We start from the raw sequence: 20,774 nt of genomic DNA on the forward strand, positions 1-20,774 counted from the left end.
TGAAAATGCCAGGATCTCCTGGCAATGGAGGCGATCGCGTTCGCGAGGAGGTTTCCGAACGGACTGTCGTGATGGTCTGAGGATCATCGCCTCCGGTCGGCTCGCTCTCTCCGCGAGAGGCTACCGTGGACGCTTCCGCCATGAGACATTCAAAGGTAGTTCTTGAATCGAGCCAGTTTCACCGTCATTGCGCCCTTCATCAGATGCGCAGATCGCTAAAGTCTTCGGTGTCTGAAGCTTGGAAGCAATTCGTTTGCTTCGGGCGCGGCGAATAGGTGATGGGGCGGCGCCTGCCTTGAACGGCCTCGCAACAGGACTGCGAGGCCAGTAGCGCTTTGATAGCCTCAGGCGGCGTTCGGATAACGCGCAGCGTACCAGGTCTTGAACAGGCGATACTGGTTTTCGAGGTGACGGCGCTGCGAATTGCTGAGCTTGTCGGTCTCGTTGAAATGCAGCGTGTATTCCTTCTCGCCGTTCAGCACCATCAGATACTTGTAGTGCAGCACGAGATCTGGACCTTCGTCATAGGTCGACAGAACCATCAGCGCCTCTTCGAGCTCGCGGGCGGCGCTGCGGGCAGCCGCATCGCCCTTGGCTGCCTGTTCGCAGAGCGAAACGAGATGCAGCACTTCCTTCGGCAGCGCGTTGCCGATGCCGGTGATGGCGCCGCCTGCGCCGCAATTGACAAAGCCGTGATAGACGCCGGTGTCGACGCCGACCATCAGCGTCAGCGCATCATCGCCCGACGTGATGTTCTCGGCCGCATAGGTCATGTCGTTCTTGCCGCCGAATTCCTTGAAGCCGACGAGGTTCGGAAAGCGCGAACGCAGATCGAAGAACAGATCGGCGCGCGTCGCAAAGCCGTAATAGGGGCTATTGTAGATGACCGCCGGCAGGCCTTTGGCCGCTTCGAGGATCGCCGAGAAATGGTCCCGCTGGGCCGAAACGGACGAACCGCGCGACAGAACGCGGGGAATGACCATCAACCCCTTGGCACCCACAGCCGCCGCATGAGCGGCATGTGCGACGGCCGACTTGGTGTTGACGGCACCGGTGCCGACGATGACGGGAACACCCGCCTCGACCAGGCCCTTGACGCCTTCCTGGCGCTGTTCGTCGGTCAGGAGCGGCCAGTCGCCCATCGAGCCGCAATAGACGACGGCGGACATGCCGAGGCTGATCAGTTCTTTGCCCTTGCGGGCAAGCGCATCGAAGTCGGGGCTACGATCATCGTGGCAGGGCGTCATGAGCGCCGGAATGCAGCCTTGGAATACGGAACCAGTCATCGCCTATCTCTCGTTCTCTTGAAAACTCCCCGGACAGTGGGGTTGAGGGGGCATTTAGCATCTTGCCGACTTCTTGTCGACAATAAAAATACAGAACGACTTCTCCTCAACGCTGAGCTAAGCACTGCTATAATGGTGCGGGTGTTTTGCGGTGACTAAAGCGCCAGCGTCGCGTTCTGGCGGGAATCGGCGGTGATGTAGGAGCGGATTTGGCCGACGATCTGATCAGCGTGAGCAGATGCCAGGCTGTCGGCCAGCGTCACGTCGCGATTGATGATCGCCTGGATCATCTCCTCGTGCTCGCCGACATATTGGCGCGGCAGCACATCGTTGAAGGAAGAATAGTAGAGCCTCAGAATGCGGCGGCCTTCATCCAGCAGCCGGGTGAAAAGCTCGACGTAATATCTGTTCCGGCCGGCTTGGGCGATCGCGATATGGAAGTCGCGATTGGTCGAAATCATGCCGAGCACGTCGCGGTTTTCGACGGCCGCCTCGAAAGCCTTTTGCTGCACAAGGATGGCGGCGATATCGCCTTCGGCGTGACTGGCTGCCGCAAGCCGCGTCGTGACGCGATACATCAGCGTCAGCGCGTCGAAAAACTCCGGCAGGCCGAGAAAGTCGATGTTCGAGACGATCGTCGCGCGGTTGGTGAGCGTGGTGATCAGGCCTTCGGCGGCAAGCCGCACCAAGGCTTCGCGGATCGGCGTGCGCGACAGCGCAAAACGATCGGACAGCTGCTGCTCGTCGATCGGGCTGCCCGGCGGCAATTTCAGCTCGATGATCTCGTTTCGAAGCGTCTCGTAGACCGTCGAGACACCGGAACCGCGCCTGTGCGTTTGCAGTTTTTCGGTCTCGTCCACGCGCCCATCGTCCTTTCAAGCAGCAGAGCTCATGACCGTCTACTAGCGAATCCGGAAAGGGACTTCAAATTGAATATACTTTCTGTCGGCAGGTGGAATTTTGAACGTTCCCTATCGCTCCGGCTCGCCCGGTCGGTCAGGCGAAAGCTAATTAGGAGGCAACGGGGATGGCTGTCTTGAACTCACGGAAGTCCCAGTCACAAGCGCTCATTGTGATTGTCTAGTTTTTGCGCAGCAGCATTACTTGACACAATTTTGGGCGATCCATAGAGTTTTATCCATCTGGTAAAAAAGAGGGGAACTCATGAAAAATCAGATCGCTATCTCCCGTCGTACGATGCTCGCCTCCGGCATGGCACTCGGCGTGACCGCCTTCGCACCCAGGCTCTGGGCGCAGGAAAAGCTCAAAGTTGCCGGCATTCACGCCTCGCCTGTAGAAAATGCCTGGAACTCCTGTCTGCACAAGGCGCTTCAGGATGCCGCTTCGGAAGGCGTGATCGAATACGTCTTTTCCGAAGGCGTTTCCGGTACAGACTATCCGCGCGCGATGCGCGAATATGCCGAACAGGGCTGCGCCCTCATCGTCGGCGAAGCCTATGCCGTCGAACGCGAAGCCCGCCAGGTTGCCGCCGATTATCCGAAGACTGCCTTCATGCTGGGTTCGAGCGGGGAAGCATCAGGCGACAATTTCGGCGTCTTCGGCACCTGGAACCATGACGGCGCTTATCTCGCCGGCATGCTGGCCGGCAAGATGACGAAGTCAGGCATTGTCGGCTCGGTCGGCGCGCTGCCGATCCCGGAAGTCAACATGCTGATGAATGCCTTTGCTGCCGGCGTGAAGGAAGTCCGCCCGGATGCCAAGCACCTCGTCGCCTTCATCGGCACCTTCTTCGATCCGCCGAAGGCGCGCGAGGCCGGCCTTGCCCAGATCGATGCCGGCGCCGACATCCTGTTCGGCGAGCGCATCGGTACGGCAGACGCTGCCAAGGAGCGCGGCATCAAATCGGTCGGTTCGCTGATCGACTATACACCGCGCTATCCCGACACCGTCTTTGCCAATGCCATCTGGGGTTTCCGCCCTATCCTGAACGCGGCAATCGCCGATGTGAAGGCAGGCAAGCCGACCGGCAACAACTACACCCGCTTCGGGCTGATGAAGGAAGGCGGCAGCGATATCGTCTACGTCAAGGGTGTCGCACCGGCTGAAGCCGAAGCGGCGATGGAGGCCAAGCGCGCCGCCATCAAGTCCGGCGCCTTTGAGGTTCCGATCATGCCTGAGGAGCCGAAGTAAGCCGGCATCTGCATGAACGGGATTGAGAAAAGCAAGAGCTCGATACCGGGCGGCGACGCGATAGCGCTCGCCGCCCGGATCGGAACCGGTGCATTTGATTGCACCGAAGCAATGAAGGCTGCGATTTCCGCTGCCAGGGCGAAGGATGCGCTGGGCGCGATCTGTCATCTCGACGAAGACCTGGGCCTAGCGAATGCCGCCGCGCTTGATCGCGAATATCGGGACAATCCCGCCATATTCTCCCTCCGGCCGTTTGCCGGCGTGCCGACGCTTGCCAAGGATCTCGGCGGCCCGTTCAAGGGTCTTCCGGTTCGCGCTGGCTCACGGCTCTTCGACGGCATGCTCGATCCGTCTGCCGATTCCGATCTCGCAGATCGTTTTCGTCAGGCCGGTTTCAGCCTCTTCGGTCTCACCACCAGCCCGGAAGTCGGCCTCTCCCTTGCAAGCGAGCCGGTGCGCGGGCCTGTCTGCCGCAATCCGCTCGATCCCTCCCGCACGGCGGGCGGTTCTTCCGGTGGTGCGGCCGCTGCGGTCGCGGCCGGCATCGTGGCGATTGCCCACGCAACGGATGCCGGTGGTTCCATTCGCGTGCCCGCCGCCTGTTGTGGTCTCGTCGGCCTGAAGCCCAGCCGCGGCGCCATTCCAGGCGGCCCGGGCTTCGGCAATCATCTTGGCGGCATCGCCAGCGAGCTGGCAGTCTGCCGCTCGGTCCGCGATGCCGGCGCAATATTCGACACGCTTCATGGAAACCCCGCCGGACCTTACCCGGAGCCGGCGCTCGACGGGAGCGAAAAATCCCGCCTGCGCATCGGCCTGCTAACGGATACCGGCAGCGACTTTCCGACCGAGGCTGCACGGCAGCAAGCCGGAGAGGCCGCGGCCCGCAGCCTCGAGGGGGACGGACATGAGATCGTCATCGTGGAATGGCAGCGGCTTGAAGCAAACGTCATCACGAGTGCCGCCATTTTCGCCGATATCATCGCAATCAATCTGGCATGGCTCGTCGATAGCTTTCATCTTGACCTCTCGAAGGCCGAGCCTCTGACGGCAGCCTTTGCGGTGCGCGGGGCCAGACTTGCCCCAACTGCGCTCTGGCAGAGCCTCAGCACCATGCCGCATGTCAGCCATGACCTCTGGCACCTGTTCGACGATATCAGCTGCCTATTGACGCCGATGCTTGCGACAGCCCCTCTGCCGATCGGCTCCTTCCCGACCGATCATCAGGATACCGACCTGCATCTGAACCGCATGGCGCGCTTTGCGCCACTTGCCTGCCTTGCCAATATTTCCGGCTTTCCGGCGCTGACACTGCCTTTTGGAAGCGATGCGGACGGAATGCCGCTGCCTGTGCAATTGCTGGCGCCAATGGGCCGGGAACCGCTGCTGCTTGCCCTTGCCTCGCGGCTGGAAGCAGAGCAACGTTGGATCCACCCCCATGCCATTGCGGGACTTGCCACATGATATCAGCTCCCGTGCTTCAGCTTGCCGACATCAGCAAGCGCTTTGGCGCAATCCAGGCCAATGAGGATATTTCGCTGAGTCTTGCCAGGGGAGAAGTGCTGGCCTTGCTCGGCGAAAACGGCGCCGGCAAGACGACATTGATGAGCATCCTCTTCGGCCATTATGTACCGGATGCGGGAACGATCCATATCGAGGGCGCCGAATTGCCGGCCGGCCGGCCGCGGGCGGCGATCCGTGCCGGCATCGGAATGGTGCACCAGCATTTTTCCCTGGCGCCGAACCTGACGGTGCTCGAAAATGTCATGACGGGAACGGAAAGGCTCTGGTCCTGGAAGTCGGAGAAAGCCGCCGGCCGCGCCAAGCTTCTCTCCATTGCCGCCCGCTTCGGCCTCGGCGTCAACCCCGATGCCCGGCTCGGCGACCTCTCGGTCGGCGAGCAGCAGCGCGTCGAAATTCTCAAGGCGCTCTATAACGATGCCCGAATTCTCATTCTCGACGAGCCGACGGCGGTGCTGACCAATATCGAGGCGGAACGCCTTTTCCAGACGCTTCGGGAAATGGCCCGGCAGGGCCTGTCGCTGATCTTTATTTCTCACAAGCTTGACGAGGTGATCAGTGCAGCCGACCGCGTCGTCGTGCTGCGCGGCGGAAAGGTGGTCGCCGAGCGGCGGACCGGCGAGACCAGCAAGGCAGAGCTCGCCGAACTCATGGTTGGCCGCCGGGTGACGCGCCCGGTGCGTGAAGCGTCTACGCCGGGCGCAGTCGTTTTCGAGGCTGTCGGTATCACCGTCTCTGACGGCGGCCAGGAGCGGCTGAGAGATATCAGTTTTCAGCTCCATGCCGGCGAGACACTCGGCATCATCGGCGTCTCCGGCAATGGCCAGACGACGCTCAGCCATCTCGTCAGCGGACTGGTGGGCTGGAGCCGCGGCGATATCATTCTCTTCGGGCAGCCGGTCACCGAACTCAGTGTCGAAAGTCTCATCGAAGCCGGTATCGGCCGCATTCCGGAGGATCGCAATAAGGAAGGCGCGATCGGCGAACTCGCCGTCTGGGAAAATGCCGTGCTGGAGCGCATCGCCGCGCCGCGCTTCTCTCGCCGCGGACTGGTCGACCGAAAGGCCGGCATTGCCTTCGCCCAGGAGATCATCGCGGAGTTCGATATTCGCGGCGGCGGACCGGCGACGCGCACGCGGCGGCTGTCTGGCGGCAACATGCAAAAGCTGATCCTCGGCCGCAACCTGCGTGACAGGCCGAAGATCCTGATTGCGGCGCAACCGACCCGCGGTCTCGACGAAGGCGCCGTCGCCGCCGTCCATGCAAGGATATTGCAGGCACGCAAGGAGGGCACGGCCGTGCTTCTGATATCGGAGGATCTGGACGAGGTAATTGGCCTTGCCGACCGCATCCAGGCGATCGTCAAGGGGCGCCTGTCGCCGCCCGTGGATGCCGAGACTGCCGATCCAAGAAAACTCGGCCTAATGATGTCAGGCGAATGGACGTCCGAGGCCCAGCATGCGTCTTGAACGCCGCGATCATCGCCCGCTCTATCTGGTCATAGCGGCACCCATCGCCGCCGTCATCACCGCACTCGCCATTGCCGGCATCCTGATTGCGCTTGCCGGCGCCCCTGTCTTCGAAGCCTATTGGCGCATTCTCACCGGCGCCTTCGGCACGCGGCTTTCGGCGACCGAGACTCTGACACGGGCGACACCGCTGATGCTGACCGGCCTTGCCGCTGCTGTCGCCTTTCGCGCCCGGCTCTGGAATATCGGCGCCGAAGGCCAGTTTTATCTCGGCGCCATCACCGTTGCCGCACTCGGCTCCAAGCTTTTGACCGGACTGCCCGCTGCGTTGCTCATCCCCGCCTTGCTGATTGCGGGCGCCGTCGCTGGCATGGTGCTGATCCTCGTGCCGCTCTGGCTGCGGCTTCGTTTTTCAGTTGATGAAGTGGTGACCAGCCTGCTTTTGAATTTCGTCGCCCTGCTCTTCGTTTCCATGCTGATCGATGGTGTGCTGAAGGATCCGCTCGCCTTCGGCTGGCCCCAATCCATGCCGGTTAGCGATCACGCCCTGCTGCCGAAACTGGTGGCGCGCTCGCGACTGCATGTCGGCTTCATCATCGCCATCGTCATCGCGCTTGCCGTGCATCTCCTCCAGTCGCGCACCGTCTTTGGTCTGCGCTCGCGCGCAGCCGGTCTCAACCCAGCCGGTGCGGTCTTTGCCGGCGTGCCGCTCGGCATGACGCTGGTCAAGGTCGCCTGCCTTTCCGGCGGTCTGGCGGGTCTCGCCGGTGCGATCGAGGTGATGGGCGTGAAGGGGTATGTGACGACCGATCTGTCGCCCGGCTTCGGTTATTCCGGCATCATTGTCGCCATGCTTGCCAACCTGCACCCTATCGGAGTGATTGCCGCGGCCCTCTTCACGGCCACGATGTTCGTCGGCGCCGACGGCATGAGCCGGTCGCTCGGCATACCGACCTATATTGCCGACGTGACCGTCGCCGTCTCGCTGCTCACCATGCTCATTGCCCTGTTCTTCACCCAATACAGGATCCGCAGATGATGGCTCTGATCGACATTGTCTCCTCTGCGGGCCTCTGGGCCGCCGTGCTGCGTATCGCGACACCGCTGATCTTCGGCACGCTCGGCGCGCTGCTCTGCGAGCGGGCGGGCGTGCTCAATCTCGGCATCGAAGGCATCATGACCTTCGGGGCGATGATCGGCTGGCTCGCGGTCTTTCATGGCGCCGATCTCTGGACCGGCCTTCTGGTCGCAGCCTTTGCCGGCGTGATCTTTGGCCTGCTGCATGCGCTTCTGACCGTCACGCTCGGCCTGTCGCAGCACGTCACCGGCCTCGGCATCACGCTCTTTGCCTCCAGCCTCAGCTACTTCATCTTTCGCCTGGTCGTGCCGCTTGCCGGTACACCGCCGACGATCGTGCCTTTCCAGCCGCTCGATATTCCCATTCTCTCCGATCTGCCCTTCCTTGGCTCGGCCCTCTTTGCACAGACGGCGCCGACCTATCTGGCGATCTTCCTGGCACTCGCGATGGGCTATCTGATCTTCCGAACGCCACTTGGCCTGACGATCCGCATGACCGGCGAAAACCCGCATGCCGCCGAGGCGCAGGGCATAGACCCGATCCGGATCCGTTATGGTGCGATCATTGCCGGAAGCGCCTTGATGGCCGTCGGCGGCGCTTTCCTGACGCTCTCGGCCTTTAACAGCTTCTTCCCGACCATGGTCCAGGGGCGCGGCTGGATTTCCATCGCGCTCGTCGTCTTCGCCTCGTGGCGGCCCGGTCGGGCGCTCTTCGGCGCCCTGCTCTTTGCCTTCTTCGACGCCTTCCAGCTGCGGCTGCAGACGGTGTTCGGCGGGGTCGTGCCCTATCAGCTTTTCCTGATGACGCCCTATCTCGTATCGATCGCAGCTCTTGCCGTGATGGCGCGACGCGCCCGCGTGCCGCAGGCGTTGATGCAGCCCTATCGCCGCGGCGAGCGGTGATCCCATCCTTCAGAACCACAACAGACCGGTGCCGCCATGTTTGACCTGATCATCAGAAACGCAAATCTTCCCGATGGCCGCATGGGCATCGACATCGCCATAGAGAAGGGCAAAATCGTCGAGGTGGCGGCCAGGATCGAGGCCAATGCCGGCGAGGAAATCGATGCGACCGGCCGACTCGTCAGTCCGCCCTTCGTCGATCCGCATTTCCACATGGACGCAACGCTCTCGCTCGGCCTGCCGCGCATGAACCGCTCCGGCACGCTTCTCGAAGGCATTGCGCTCTGGGGGGAACTGCGGCCGATCCTCACCCGCGAAGCCCTGGTGGAGCGGGCGTTGCGCTACTGCGATCTCGCCGTCTCGCAGGGGCTTCTCGCCATCCGCAGCCATGTCGATACCAGCGATCCCAGGCTGGTCACCGCCGAGGCGTTGATCGAGGTACGCGAGAAGGTCGCTCCCTATATCGACCTGCAGCTCGTCGCCTTCCCGCAGGATGGCTACTATCGTTCGCCCGGCGGCGTTGACGCCCTGAACCGTGCGCTCGACATGGGTCTCGATATCGTTGGTGGCATTCCGCATTTCGAGCGCACCATGGCCGATGGCGCAGCCTCGGTCGCAGCCCTCTGCCGCATCGCCGCCGATCGCGGCCTGCCCGTCGACATGCATTGCGACGAGACCGACGATCCGATGTCGCGCCATATCGAGACGCTTGCCGCAGAGACGGTGCGCTTCGGCCTGCAGGGAAGGGTCGCCGGCTCGCACCTGACCTCCATGCATTCGATGGATAATTATTACGTCTCCAAGCTCATTCCGCTGATGGCGGAGGCTCAGATCAACGTCATCCCCAATCCGCTCATCAACATCATGCTGCAGGGACGCCACGACACCTACCCGAAGCGGCGCGGCATGACACAGGTGCGCGAACTGATGGACGCCGGCCTCAACGTCTCCTTCGGCCACGATTGCGTGATGGACCCTTGGTATTCCATGGGCTCCGGCGACATGCTGGAGGTCGGCCATATGGCGATCCACGTGGCGCAGATGGCCGGCATCGACGACAAAAAGAAGATCTTCGACGCGCTGACCGTCAACTCCGCCAAAACCATGGGACTTGAAGGCTACGGCCTTGAAAAGGGCAGGAATGCCGATCTTGTCATCCTGCAGGCGCGCGATCCGGTGGAGGCGCTCAGGCTGAAAGCAACCCGGCTGACCGTTATCCGCCGCGGCAAGGTCATCGCGCGTTCGGCTCCGCGCATCAGCGAATTGCTTCTCGACGGACGTCCGGCAACGGTTGACGGCGCCGCCTATGCCCCGATCGTCCCCGGCACCTAAACCTCTTCTTGGGTGCGCCCTCAGTGCTCGCCTTAGACCTGGATGAGATAAGGCGGCGTCAGGAGGGCGCGGCGGGCAGGTGCCGGAGGTGTTCCACCTCGATGGACCCGGACGGGGCCGCGATTGCCGGGCACTATCCTGCTTTGAACCATACGCTCCGAACCCGCGGTAAGCTTGGAACCCTTCTGCGCAGGAAGACGTTTTCAATCCGTCTGCCTCGTCTCGAAATTCATCAACAATTCGCAGACTCACGGATCCGGATGACAACACAGCAGATCCTCGCCTTCTCCGTCATTGCTGTCATGATGGGTGTCTTCATCTGGGATCGGTTCAGATATGACGTCGTCGCATGCTGCGCTCTCGTTCTGTCCGTTGCTGTCGGTATCGTGCCGAAGGACAAGGCCTTTTCCGGTTTTTCCGATGATATCGTCATCATCGTCGGCAGTGCGTTGATCGTTTCGGCCGGCGTGGCACGATCGGGCGTCGTGGATATGGCGATCAAGCGCTTCTTTCCGAACCTCAATACACTGCATAGCCAGCTGGCCACTCTGATGATCGTCGTGGCGCTGCTTTCCGCCTTCATTAAGAATATCGGCGCCTTGGCGATCATGATGCCGGTCGCCTTTCAGTTCGCCAGGAAGTCGGGCGCATCGCCGTCCAAATATCTGATGCCTATGTCGTTCGCCGCCCTGCTCGGTGGGCTGATGACGCAGATCGGTACGTCGCCCAATATCGTCGTCTCGCGGCTGAGAGAAGAGATGACCGGCAGCTCCTTCACCATGTTCGATTTCACCCCGGTTGGAGGAGTGCTGACGATTGCCGGCGTGATCTTCCTCATCTTCTTTCATTGGCTGGTGCCAAGCCGCACGAAACAGGGCCGCTCGATCGAGGAAGCGGTCGAGATCACGAATTATACGTCCGAAGCAATGGTGACGGCCGAATCGCCGATCGTGGGAAAACCGGTCAGCGACCTCGTCAGGCCCGGTGACGGCGAGGCGATTGTCACGTCCGTCTTGCGCGGTGCAACGCGCATGTCCCCCTTTCCCGATCTGACCTTGCGGGAAAGCGATATCGTCCTGCTTGAAGGTCCGTCTGCCGCGATCGACCGCATCGTTTCGGCGGGTAAGCTGCAGCTCTCCGGCAAACCGATAAGGGAGAATGGCCAAACGCAGACGGAGCTCATTTCCATCGAAACGATCATCAGCCAGGAATCGCCATTGAAAGGTCGCTCTGCCAAAGAAATTGCGCTCGCCTATACGCGCGGTGTCAATCTGCTGGCCGTCAGCCGACATGGTCAACGGCTGCAGGAGCGCCTTGCCAATCTGACGCTTGCTGCCGGCGACGTGCTGGTGCTGCAGGGCAGCCGGGAAAATCTGCCTGTCGTTATTCAGGATCTGGCCCTGCTACCGCTTGCCCAGCGCGAGATCCTGCTCGGCACGCGCAGGCGGGCCTTCATTCCGCTGGTCATCCTGGCGCTTGCCATGGGGACGACGGCAATCGGCCTTGCGCCGGTGCCTGTGGCCTTCTTTGCTGCGGCACTTGCCATGGTCGTCTTCCGGGCGATCCCGCTTGCCGATATCTACAAATCGGTAGACGGGCCAATCCTCATCATGCTGGCGGCCCTGATTCCAGTCTCGGATTCACTGCGCACGTCAGGCGGCAGCGATCTCATCGCGCATGGACTGGGCGAGGTTGCAAAGGGCTTGCCGGCTTGGAGTGCGCTCGGATTGATCCTGATCGTCGCGATGGCGGTGACACCCTTCCTCAACAACGCGGCCACGGTCCTCGTCATGGCTCCCATTGCCGCCGGTTTCGCAACCGATCTCGGCTTCAAGCCGGAAGCCTTCCTGATGGCGGTCGCGATCGGCGCCGGCTGCGATTTCCTGACGCCGGTCGGCCACCAATGTAACACACTGGTCTTCGGGCCGGGGGGATACAAGTTCTCCGACTACCCGCGCCTTGGCCTGCCATTGTCGTTTCTGATCATCCTCGTCAGCGTGCCGGTGTTGCTCTATGTCTGGCCAGTCAGCTGATTGCCGGTTTAAGACGGACTCGCTCAAGCGCCAACCGCACCGGCCCGTCACGCCAGAGATCAGCAAACCACAGTTCCTCAAGCCAAAGATAAACTCGCTTCTGTTTCACCGGCCGGCCGGTAGGAATCATGGGATCTACGGCCGCGGCTTGTCGGCCTGCGGGAGGGTTTCCGATGCTGATCGTTCCGCTGGATTCGAAGGGCTCCCGAAGCGCGTGTAGACTGCGCCTATGATAATACCGAGCACCAGGAGCGCGAGCACGTAGAAAATCATGCCGCGAATTGCGATGCGTGGAGTCTTTGCCATGGAATGCTCCTCTGTCACCACGATGAACGCCGAGGACTTGGCAGTGTTCCCCGCGAGGCGGTCACCCCAGGGCAAAACGATACAAAGTGATAGTTTTCGGAACGCTCGTTCCGCGCTACGACAAGGATTGCAGAGCGGCGACGCTCGCCCGCAGCCGGGGGGCTGCGAAATCCAGAAAGTGGCGCATCTTGAGCGGCATCTGCCCACGGGCGAGATGAACCAGGTGGATGGGAGCGGGCTCCGGTTCGAAGTCCTCGAGCACGATTTTGAGCACGCCGGCCGCGACCGCCTCTGCGACCTGATAGTAAAGCAGCCTGGTGACGCCGGCGCCGCGGATGGCGGCCTCGACAGCCGCTTCCGTCGTGGTTATGGAAAGCCGCGGTGTAATTGCCACCTCGACTGGTTTGCTGGCGCCAGGCTTGCGAAACTGCCAGCCTGCGAACGGGCTCAGCACTTCAACGCTGATGCAGGGCAGATCCCGGAGATCGGCCGGCTCCTTCGGAACTCCGCGACCTGCAAACAGAGCGGGGCTGCCGCAGACCACCCTGCGAACCGAACCGACGCGCGTGGCGACCATGGCGCTGTCGGGCAGATTGCCGATCCGTACCGCCATGTCGACATGCTCCTCGACGAGGTCGATATTCCGGTCCGCCAGCATCAGCCGCACGTTGATTGCCGGAAAAGCAGCCAGAAAGTCGGTTACGACGGGCAGGACATGAAGGCGCCCAAATTGGACCGGGGCCGTTAACACCAGATCGCCCTTCGGCATCGCGAACTCGCCGGATGCCTGGCGTTCGGCCTCCTCAACCTGCTCAAGAATGCGCTTCACCGCTTCTACATAGGTAGAACCCGCATCGGTAAGAGCGATCTTTCGTGTGGTTCGGGTCAGGAGCTTGGTTGCGAGCAGCGCCTCAAGCTCGGTGATCTTGCGGCTCAGTGTCGGCAGCGGAATTTTCAGCGATCGGCTGGCTGCGGACAGGCTTCCCCTGTTCACCACTTCCAGCAGCATTGACATCGCTTCGAACCGGTCCAAATCATTCTTCCGCTTATTGGTAAAATCACTTCCACTAAAAGCATATTCTCTTTGTGGGTGGAAATCGCCAAATTCCCATCAACAAGCCAATCGCGACTTGTCCTGTTCCAAAGGAGATCGTCCATGTCCCGCATTTCCATCCCAACCAAAGACGAAGCACCGGAAGCGACAAAGCCCACACTTGACGGCATCCAGAAGTCGCTTGGGTTCGTCCCGAACATGTCTCGCCTGGTTGCCAACAGCCCGGCAGTGCTGAGCGCTTTTACCGGTTTTCAAGTCGCATTGTCGAAGACGCTCGACGTCAAGACGCGTGAACGGATTGCGCTTGCCGTCGCGGAGGTGAACGGTTGCGGCTACTGCCTGTCCGCCCATACCTATCTCGGCCTCAACCTGGCAAAGATCAGCCCTGAGGAAATTGCGCTGAACCGCAAGGGTACGTCCGCTGATGCCAAGGCGAACGCTGCGGTCAGCTTTGCGGCCAGGATCGCCGAGGCACGCGGCCACGTCTCCGATGCCGATCTCGCAACCGTGCGCGCAGCCGGCTTCTCTGATGCGCAGATCGTCGAAATCGTCGCGCTCGTCGCCGAGAATACCTTCACGAATTATCTGAACGAAGTCGCCAGAACAGATATCGACTTCCCTGCGGTATCGGCCGCCAATGCGGCCTGATGGATGAGGAGCAGGGTTGACGCCCTGCTCCCTCCCCGACACTTTGAGGAGACGGATCATGACTTACGGATTTCTCGACATCGCCTCGACCCCCAGCGTGCGCGCCGCACAGGCGGAAATGGGTGTTCAGAACTTCTGGACCGACCTGCCGAGCGAGCGCAGCTTCGACCGCTTCACGGAAAACGAGAGCGCCTTCATTGCATCGCGCGACAGCTTCTACATGGCCTCCGTTTCCGAAACCGGCTGGCCCTATGTCCAGCATCGAGGCGGGCCGCAGGGTTTCCTGAAAGTGCTTGACGATCGCACGCTCGCCTTTGCGGACTATCGCGGCAACCGCCAGTACATCAGCACGGGCAATCTCGCCGCCAATGACAGGGTCTGTCTGTTCCTGATGGACTATCCCCGCCGGGCACGGCTGAAGATCTATGCGCATGCCGAAAAGCTAGCGCTCGATGCCGATCCGGCACTGACGGAGCTGCTTATTACGCCGTCCTATCGTGCCAAACCGGAACGCCTCTTCCGCCTGCGGCTCGAAGCCTTCGACTGGAACTGCCCGCAGCATATCACGCCGCGTTATAACGAGGCGGAGATTGCCGTCGCCGTCCAGCCGCTTCGTCAGCGCCTGGCTGAACTAGAGGCAGAGAATGCAGCCTTGCGGGCGCAGGTCGTAAGCTCTGCCGATACTAGTAGCTGATTGGCAAGAGCCCCATGCCTGGGAAATCGCCGCCATGGCTCATCTGTTTCGGCCGAGCCGCTTGGCGTCAGTCGGAAACAGTCACGTCAATCCAGCGGCCGGTCCCTTGGTTGCCATAGATATCAACATCAACCCAGACATTGCCGTGGACGATCATTGCTGCAGCTTCCCGGGTCATGGAGCCACTACGGAGCATGGCTTCGAGCGATTGCCGATTGGCGGGATCGGCAAAGAACGAGTCCGATTGGTCATCACTGTCGCGAATACCGTACCGGTGGAAGTTGGCTCGATCCTGCCGGATAATCTGCCAAGGCTGCGTGAGCCGCGTTCCGCTTGAATTGAAGAGATCGGCCTCACCGATATAGGCACGGTAGTGCTCCACCAGGCGGTTTGCATGGGTGGCCGTCACGTTCGACTGGGCAAGCGCAGGGTGGCCGGCAAACAGCACACTGACGACGATCGAAACGATTTTTTTCATGGCGCTCCTCTTCAGGACATCAATATTGAGACTTGAAGATGTTTGCCAGGGTCAAGGCCGGGAATGGTTAATGTGGCGAACGTTTTGGGCTCGTCACCCGCCGCAGATGCATGCCCTTGAGCTGATCGGCGCTCTGACCGTCTGTCGCCACTCGTCATCAATCCAAGGCAAAGCTTCGGGGCTGGCGCTGTCAACCACGACTGAGCAGCGCGGCTCTCGCCGCCGACAGATCCTCAACAATCCCGCCAGACTTGTTACTCCCGCTCATAGGCGACTCGGGCACGGCGCCAGACGATCCGGACTTTACCCCAATCCGTGTCGGCGTGGTGCAGCAGCTGGTCTCTCATCGGGTGCGACAAGGGCCGTCAATGCCGCAGCATCCGATGAAAGCCGCGATGTCAGGAACCAAGCAGGTCAAGCAAAGTTAAGGCGAGATGTTCTCCCGACGGCTGGCGCTGCCGACCACGAATTTCACCATCATGCTGCCTGGTGCCCGACGGAAGGCAAATATCCAAGATCACGACCATATGGGACACCAAGAGATGAATAAGCATCCCTACGCCATGTTCGCCCTCAACATGATTCTCAGCCTAATCGTCATGTATTTCGTCATGTTCTCGATGATCGACGTTCGAAGCGATTTCCGAAACAATTTCAATATGTTCTATATGGCGCTGACGATGGTGGCTCCGATGGGCATCATCATGCTCGCAACCATGGCCGGCATGTACGGCAACAAGAGGCTGAACATCGGAATTCATGTCGCCCTTGCGGTTCTGTTCGTGGCCGCCTTTGCTGGCACGCGCGCCCAGGCTCTTATAGGTGACCGCCAGTTCATCGCCTCGATGGTCCCGCACCACTCGGGCGCTATCCTCATGTGCAGGGAGGCATCTCTAAATGATCCGGAACTAGTCACGCTCTGTTCCGAAATCTCTCGAGGCCAGCGCCAGGAAATCGAGCAGATGAATGCGATCCAAACTCGTCTTGGCGGTTTCAAATAGGCGGGTTCATCATGTCGGAGGCCGCCGCGCGAACGCCTTGCAGGTGTCGTATTTCGGATCGCCACCGAGCGAGGTCCGCAGTCTTTGCATCGATGGTATCGCCGGCATTCCCTTGAACGGATCGTTGCCCTTGAGCAGATCAGATGCGCGCGGCGGGCGGAGGAGGGTTCAGTCGAAAAAGCCCGCATCCTCTTCGCTGAGATATCTCCTGGCCCCTTCAGCGTCGATATCGAGGCCGAGCCCCGGCGCTTCCAGCAGGTCCACCATGCTGTCCTTCACGATCTGAGGCGGCAAACCGATGACCAGATCCTCCCACCAAGGGTCGGAAGCGCTCGGATATTCGAATGCGACGTAATTTGCAGGCAAGGTGGCGCAGACATTGATCAGCGCGCCGAGGCCTAGCAGGCCGTTGGCCGTGCCGTGCGGTGCCATCAGGATCGAGTGCATGTAGGCGTGCTCGGCGACCCATTTGAGCTCGGCAATACCGCCAATATCGGCTGGATCGGGGCCGATGACGCGTACCGCCTGCGTCTCGATCAGCTCCTTGAAATTGTGCCGCAGGTAGATCTGCTCGCCAGTGTGGATCGGCGTCGAGGTGGAAATCGTCAGTTCCCGATAAGCCTGCGGATTGACCCACGGCACGTAGTCGCCCGTCAGCATGTCCTCGAGCCACATCAAATTGTACTTCTCAACCGCGCGAGCGAACTTGATCGCATCGGGCAGCATCCAGCCCGGACCGCAGTCGAGCGCCAGGCTGACTTTGTCCCCCAGCACCTCCTTCATCGCGATCACGCAGTCGAGCATGTGATTGAACCCACGCTCGCTGATCACGCCCTGATCCATGGCGCCGTGATAGCCGGCCTTCTTCTGCGTCACGCCGTAGTGGAAGTCCTCAACCGTATCCTTCATGTTGGAGTGGAACGAGATTCCTTGCTTGATCATGAAGAAGTTCTGTGGCTGCTCCATCATCCATTTGACGTCTGCGGCGTAATCTTCCGGCCGGTCTCCCGTGCGTTTCTGGCGGATCGAGCCGTTGTAGACGCGCACCTTGTCCCGCACCTTGCCGCCGAGCAGCTTATAGACGGGCACGCCCGCGGCCTTGCCGGCAATATCCCACAGCGCATGCTCGATAGCGCTCACTGCCGCGCCGTACGGCTTGAAAGAGCCGCGTTGGCGGATCTTCAGCATGATTCTTTCGACATCGGTCGGATCCTCGCCGATCAACGCCTCGCGGAAATGCAGCACAAAGGGCTTGAGGTAGGATTTGGTGAATTCGACTTCACCCAAGCCATAGAGGCCCTCGTCGGTTACGATGCGGACGATCGGGTGTCTGCCGATGACAGCACAGCGGAGATCGGTAATCTTCATCTTCGGTCCCTCTTGCCTCAGCTCCAGGTGCGGTCCCAGGAATATTCATCGTCCCAGTGATCGGTAGGCAGCCAAATGCCGCTGGCGCCCGGCTGCAGATGCTGCGAGATCACTTCATCGACAACATCGTCGATCCCCAGGCCCGGCTTGTCCGAAACGGTAATGAAGCCATCCTTCACCAGCGGCTTCGGAAGGCCGGTGACGATGTCGTCCCACCAGTCGACATCGGCCGAGTGGTATTCGAGCGCCATGAAATTGTCGGTCGCGGTCGCGACATGTGCCGCGGCCATTGCCGCTATTGGACTTTCTGCCATGTGGATAGCCATGGCGACACCACGGTCCTGCGCCATGTCGCCGATCTTTTTAGTCTCGAGGATGCCGCCGCTGGTGAGCAGATCAGGGTGGATAACGGAGACGCCGCCGCTCCTGAGCAGAGGCTCGAAGCCTTCCTTGAGGTATATATCCTCGCCGGTGCAGATCGGCACCGTGGTGGCGTCCTGCAGTTGTCGGTATTGCTCGGTATATTGCCATGGGATCACATCCTCGAGCCAGGCTGGGACATATTTTTCAATGCGCCTGGCAAGGCGAATGCCGTTCTGCATCGAGATATGGCCGATATGGTCAATCGCCAGCGGCACATCCATACCGATGACCTCACGAACCTCGGCGATGTATTGCTCAAGCAGGTCGAGGCCCTTGTCGGAAAAGTGCAGGCCGGTAAACGGGTGCGGAATGTTATGCAAATCGTACTTAGCGTTGCGGGCGCGCCGCTCTTCAATGGTTTTCAGCGGTCCGCGACGGGGGTCGTCGCGGTATCCTTCCAGCGAGCCGGCCGGAAACACGACCGCACCGGGCACATCGGCGATCTGCATCAGCCCCAGATCCATCTTGAGGAAGGTAAAGCCGAGCTCCATGCGCTGCTTGAGACGTCTCCCGGTCTCGATGCCGCTCGGCACCGTCGCGTCGGTATCGCAGTAGACGCGCACTTTCTCCCGAAAACGGCCGCCGAGCATCTGGTAGATGGGAACGCCATAGGCCTTGCCGGCAAGATCCCACAACGCGATTTCGACCGCCGATACGCCGCCGCCTTGCCGGCCGTGCCCGCCGAACTGCTTGATGCGGCGAAACAGGCGGTCGATGTCGCAAGGGTTTTCGCCAAGCAACCGGCTCTTCAGCATCAGCGCGTAGGTGGCGCTGGCACCGTCGCGCACCTCTCCAAGCCCGACGATGCCCTGGTTGGTGTAAATCTTCAGCAGCGCTGAGGTGAACGGCGCGCCGACGATTTCGGCAACCCGCATATCGGTGATGCGAAGATCGGACGGCTTGGAATGCGTGTTCACCCGATTGAGCGCTTCGTCGGCTCCATCTGCCTCTAGCATGATATATCCTCGTTCTGGTCGGGGGCATTTGGGGTGGCGTTGAGCGCCGCTGACTAATCCAGCTCTATCTCGTGATCTCGAAGGTAGTCGCGGTTCATTTCAACGCCGAGACCGGGCTTGGGCGTAAGCTTAAGGCTGCCGTTCGAGACATCGAGTGGTCTGTCGATGAGGTGATCATATTTGCCCAGGTTCCACTCCGACGTTTCGAGCTTGTAGAAGTTGGGAACGGTCTTCATCACCTGCGCTCCCGCAACCACGTTGATCGGGCCTGCGGCGTCATGGGGCGAAACCGGGATATAGTAGGCTTCGCATAGGGCAGAAATCTTCTTGAGTTCGGTAATGCCACCGGTCCAGGTGACGTCAGGCATGATGTAGTCGGCAAGCTTGTTTTCGAGCACAGGCACGAAATCCCACTTCGTGTGGCCACGCTCGCCCCATGAGATAGCGGCGCTGACCTTTTCACGGATTTGCTTGAGCGCGTTGAGGCTCTCTGGTGGACAGGGCTCCTCAAACCAGTCGATCTGACCGGCCTCCTCGAGGCTCCGGCAAAGGCGGATGGCGGTCGGGACGTCAAAGCGACCATGGGCATCGATGAGGATGTCGATATCGGGGCCTGCCGTTTCGCGGATCAGGGCGGTAAGCTCGGCGGCTTCGCGCTCATCCTTGCGGGTCATGCTGCCATCGAGATAGCCATCCCGCTGCTCGCGAGCCTGTCCGCCAGCGGTGCGGCCCTGGTGGGGGAAAGGATCGAACTTGAGCGCAGTGTGGCCAGACTCGACGATGTCTCTGATTTCCCGGACCACAGCCTCCTTGCTGGTAAACTTGCGCTGATCGGGATGGGTGTAGAGCGAAACCTCATCGCGTACCGGTCCGCCCAAGAGTTCATAAATCGGCTTGCCAAGAACTTTGCCGCGGATGTCCCAGAGAGCGATGTCGATGGCGCTTATGCATTCGACTGCCGCACCGCGACTGCCCATGTAGGTGAAGCTGCGAAATATCTTGTGCCACAGATACTCGATCCGCGCAGGGTCTTCGCCGGCAATAGCGGCACCGATCTGCCGCAGGATCGTGCAGAGGGCACGATTGGCGAGCCTTGTCGTGGTGGTGATCTCGCCCCAGCCGCTCACCCCCTCGTCTGTCGTCACTTCGACGAACAAAAACTCTCCCCAATAAGAAGCATCGGATTTGATAAGCCACGGCCGAACGCTGGTGATTTTCATCTCAACTGCCTTTAACTGAACTGGTGGGGATAACGATACTGAGGGTTCTGGATTCTATCCTGCTCGAGCGGCATTACGCGCACGCATGTGTTCGAGGATGTGCCGGCCGGAGCCCTCGACATGGCGTGCAATGAGGTCGGCTGCCTCGTTCGCATGTCCTGCTTTTACATGCGCGATGAGCTCGCGATGCTCGCTCAGGATCGCGGCACGCCGGGCGAGCGTGAAGTCGAAACGCCGGCTCACAGCTCGCAGCACTTCGCGATGCTTCCACCAAAGTTCGGCGGCATGGCGGTTGTAGTGCTTTTGGTACATGACGGTGTGAAAGGCGGTGTCCAGCTCGCTGTGCCTGAACGGATCGGCGAAGTTGTTCTCTTCAATCAGGCCTTGGATGCGTTCGAGTTCAGCAATGTCCTCGACGGTGGCCATATTCACGAACCATTTCGTCAGTGCCGGCTCGATCAAGACCCCGATCTCGTAGATGTCCCGGACAAAATCCTGATCTATGGGCCTCACACGCGCTCCGCGATTGGGAACGAAGGTGACAAAGCCCTCCCCGCGCAGCAGTTGCAGAGCCTCGCGTACAGGATTGGTTGAGGTGCCGTGGCGTCGGGCGAGATCGGTGACAACAAGCCGCTCGTTAGCAGCGAGCCGCCCCTCGATGATGTCGTCCCTGATCAGTTGATAAAGCGAGGCGCCCTCGCTGGAGGCCCCCATAGCGTCGATGCCTTCGGGTGGTTGCGCTTTAAAATCACTTGTTTCGGCCAAGACTGCCCCCAGTAAATACACACAATGTTCGGATATCATGCAAATTTTCCGGAAACAATGTACGATTTCTCTCATTGACAGACAATCTTCGA

Annotated in this window: 19 protein-coding genes; 10 read left to right on the forward strand and 9 right to left on the reverse strand. The window is 60.6% G+C overall.

Annotated features, from left to right (window positions below; genetic code table 11):
• Positions 1 to 344: 344 nt before the first annotated feature.
• Positions 345 to 1,286: a dihydrodipicolinate synthase family protein gene (locus FHT92_RS16425; RefSeq protein ID WP_183827065.1), complete on the reverse strand. Its 942-nt coding sequence runs from the start codon at positions 1,284 to 1,286 to the stop codon at positions 345 to 347.
• Between the two features lie 155 nt (positions 1,287 to 1,441).
• Positions 1,442 to 2,146: a GntR family transcriptional regulator gene (locus FHT92_RS16430; protein ID WP_183827067.1), complete on the reverse strand. Its 705-nt coding sequence runs from the start codon at positions 2,144 to 2,146 to the stop codon at positions 1,442 to 1,444.
• Positions 2,147 to 2,450: 304 nt separating this feature from the next.
• Here FHT92_RS16430 and FHT92_RS16435 point away from each other — a divergent pair, with 304 nt between their 5' ends.
• The 7 genes from FHT92_RS16435 to FHT92_RS16465 all read left to right on the forward strand — a co-directional run bounded on the left by FHT92_RS16435 (position 2,451) and on the right by FHT92_RS16465 (position 11,769).
• Positions 2,451 to 3,437 carry a BMP family protein gene (locus FHT92_RS16435; RefSeq protein WP_183827070.1) on the forward strand — a complete coding sequence of 329 codons (987 nt, stop codon included), beginning with the start codon at positions 2,451 to 2,453 and terminating at the stop codon, positions 3,435 to 3,437.
• 12 nt (positions 3,438 to 3,449) lie between these two features.
• Entirely contained in the window at positions 3,450 to 4,898 is a 1,449-nt protein-coding gene (locus tag FHT92_RS16440; protein WP_183742299.1) for an amidase, read from the forward strand.
• Positions 4,898 to 6,424 (forward strand): ABC transporter ATP-binding protein, encoded by a 1,527-nt coding sequence (locus tag FHT92_RS16445; protein ID WP_183827473.1) that lies wholly within the window; start codon positions 4,898 to 4,900, stop codon positions 6,422 to 6,424. The genes FHT92_RS16440 and FHT92_RS16445 overlap by 1 nt, the downstream gene beginning before the upstream one ends.
• Positions 6,414 to 7,463: an ABC transporter permease gene (locus tag FHT92_RS16450; protein WP_183827072.1), complete on the forward strand. Its 1,050-nt coding sequence runs from the start codon at positions 6,414 to 6,416 to the stop codon at positions 7,461 to 7,463. Before FHT92_RS16445 ends, FHT92_RS16450 begins: the two co-directional genes overlap by 11 nt.
• Positions 7,460 to 8,404, forward strand: a complete 945-nt coding sequence (locus tag FHT92_RS16455; RefSeq protein WP_183827075.1) for an ABC transporter permease — start codon at positions 7,460 to 7,462, stop codon at positions 8,402 to 8,404. Before FHT92_RS16450 ends, FHT92_RS16455 begins: the two co-directional genes overlap by 4 nt.
• Before the next feature lie 36 nt (positions 8,405 to 8,440).
• The gene (locus tag FHT92_RS16460; protein WP_183827078.1) at positions 8,441 to 9,736 is read left to right on the forward strand and encodes an amidohydrolase family protein; all 1,296 of its coding nucleotides are present in this window, start codon (positions 8,441 to 8,443) and stop codon (positions 9,734 to 9,736) included.
• 260 nt (positions 9,737 to 9,996) lie between these two features.
• Positions 9,997 to 11,769: an SLC13 family permease gene (locus FHT92_RS16465; RefSeq protein WP_183827081.1), complete on the forward strand. Its 1,773-nt coding sequence runs from the start codon at positions 9,997 to 9,999 to the stop codon at positions 11,767 to 11,769.
• A gap of 135 nt (positions 11,770 to 11,904) precedes the next feature.
• On the opposite strand, the gene FHT92_RS16470 is transcribed toward FHT92_RS16465, so the two are convergent.
• Positions 11,905 to 12,075 carry a hypothetical protein gene (locus tag FHT92_RS16470; RefSeq protein WP_183827084.1) on the reverse strand — a complete coding sequence of 57 codons (171 nt, stop codon included), beginning with the start codon at positions 12,073 to 12,075 and terminating at the stop codon, positions 11,905 to 11,907.
• 115 nt (positions 12,076 to 12,190) lie between these two features.
• Complete coding sequence (locus FHT92_RS16475) at positions 12,191 to 13,108, reverse strand: LysR family transcriptional regulator (RefSeq protein WP_183827087.1); 918 nt, start codon at positions 13,106 to 13,108, stop codon at positions 12,191 to 12,193.
• A gap of 123 nt (positions 13,109 to 13,231) precedes the next feature.
• Here FHT92_RS16475 and FHT92_RS16480 point away from each other — a divergent pair, with 123 nt between their 5' ends.
• Together FHT92_RS16480 and FHT92_RS16485 are read left to right on the forward strand one after the other, a co-directional pair.
• Positions 13,232 to 13,777, forward strand: coding sequence for a carboxymuconolactone decarboxylase family protein (locus FHT92_RS16480; protein WP_183827089.1), 546 nt, complete (start codon positions 13,232 to 13,234; stop codon positions 13,775 to 13,777).
• 58 nt (positions 13,778 to 13,835) lie between these two features.
• Entirely contained in the window at positions 13,836 to 14,471 is a 636-nt protein-coding gene (locus tag FHT92_RS16485; RefSeq protein ID WP_183827092.1) for a pyridoxamine 5'-phosphate oxidase family protein, read from the forward strand.
• A gap of 67 nt (positions 14,472 to 14,538) precedes the next feature.
• Here the strand turns inward: FHT92_RS16485 and FHT92_RS16490 are convergent, their stop codons facing one another.
• A complete protein-coding gene (locus tag FHT92_RS16490; protein WP_183742283.1) occupies positions 14,539 to 14,949 on the reverse strand; it encodes a hypothetical protein in 411 nt (136 codons plus the stop codon).
• Between the two features lie 542 nt (positions 14,950 to 15,491).
• Here FHT92_RS16490 and FHT92_RS16495 point away from each other — a divergent pair.
• Positions 15,492 to 15,950, forward strand: a complete 459-nt coding sequence (locus FHT92_RS16495) for a DUF305 domain-containing protein (RefSeq protein WP_183827095.1) — start codon at positions 15,492 to 15,494, stop codon at positions 15,948 to 15,950.
• A gap of 168 nt (positions 15,951 to 16,118) precedes the next feature.
• On the opposite strand, the gene FHT92_RS16500 is transcribed toward FHT92_RS16495, so the two are convergent.
• Genes FHT92_RS16500 through FHT92_RS16515 form a run of 4 tightly spaced genes read right to left on the reverse strand, consistent with a single transcriptional unit; the run spans position 16,119 to position 20,682 of the window.
• Positions 16,119 to 17,318: a mandelate racemase/muconate lactonizing enzyme family protein gene (locus FHT92_RS16500; protein WP_183827097.1), complete on the reverse strand. Its 1,200-nt coding sequence runs from the start codon at positions 17,316 to 17,318 to the stop codon at positions 16,119 to 16,121.
• 17 nt (positions 17,319 to 17,335) lie between these two features.
• Positions 17,336 to 18,697 (reverse strand): mandelate racemase/muconate lactonizing enzyme family protein, encoded by a 1,362-nt coding sequence (locus FHT92_RS16505; protein ID WP_183827099.1) that lies wholly within the window; start codon positions 18,695 to 18,697, stop codon positions 17,336 to 17,338.
• Positions 18,698 to 18,750: 53 nt separating this feature from the next.
• Positions 18,751 to 19,917, reverse strand: coding sequence for a mandelate racemase/muconate lactonizing enzyme family protein (locus FHT92_RS16510; protein WP_183827102.1), 1,167 nt, complete (start codon positions 19,915 to 19,917; stop codon positions 18,751 to 18,753).
• A 54-nt stretch (positions 19,918 to 19,971) separates the two neighbouring features.
• On the reverse strand, positions 19,972 to 20,682 hold the full coding sequence (locus FHT92_RS16515; protein WP_183827476.1) for a GntR family transcriptional regulator: 711 nt from the start codon (positions 20,680 to 20,682) through the stop codon (positions 19,972 to 19,974).
• Between the last annotated feature and the right edge of the window lie 92 nt (positions 20,683 to 20,774).

Origin of the sequence: Rhizobium sp. BK377 (assembly GCF_014193935.1) — a bacterium.
Lineage (GTDB): Bacteria > Pseudomonadota > Alphaproteobacteria > Rhizobiales > Rhizobiaceae > Rhizobium.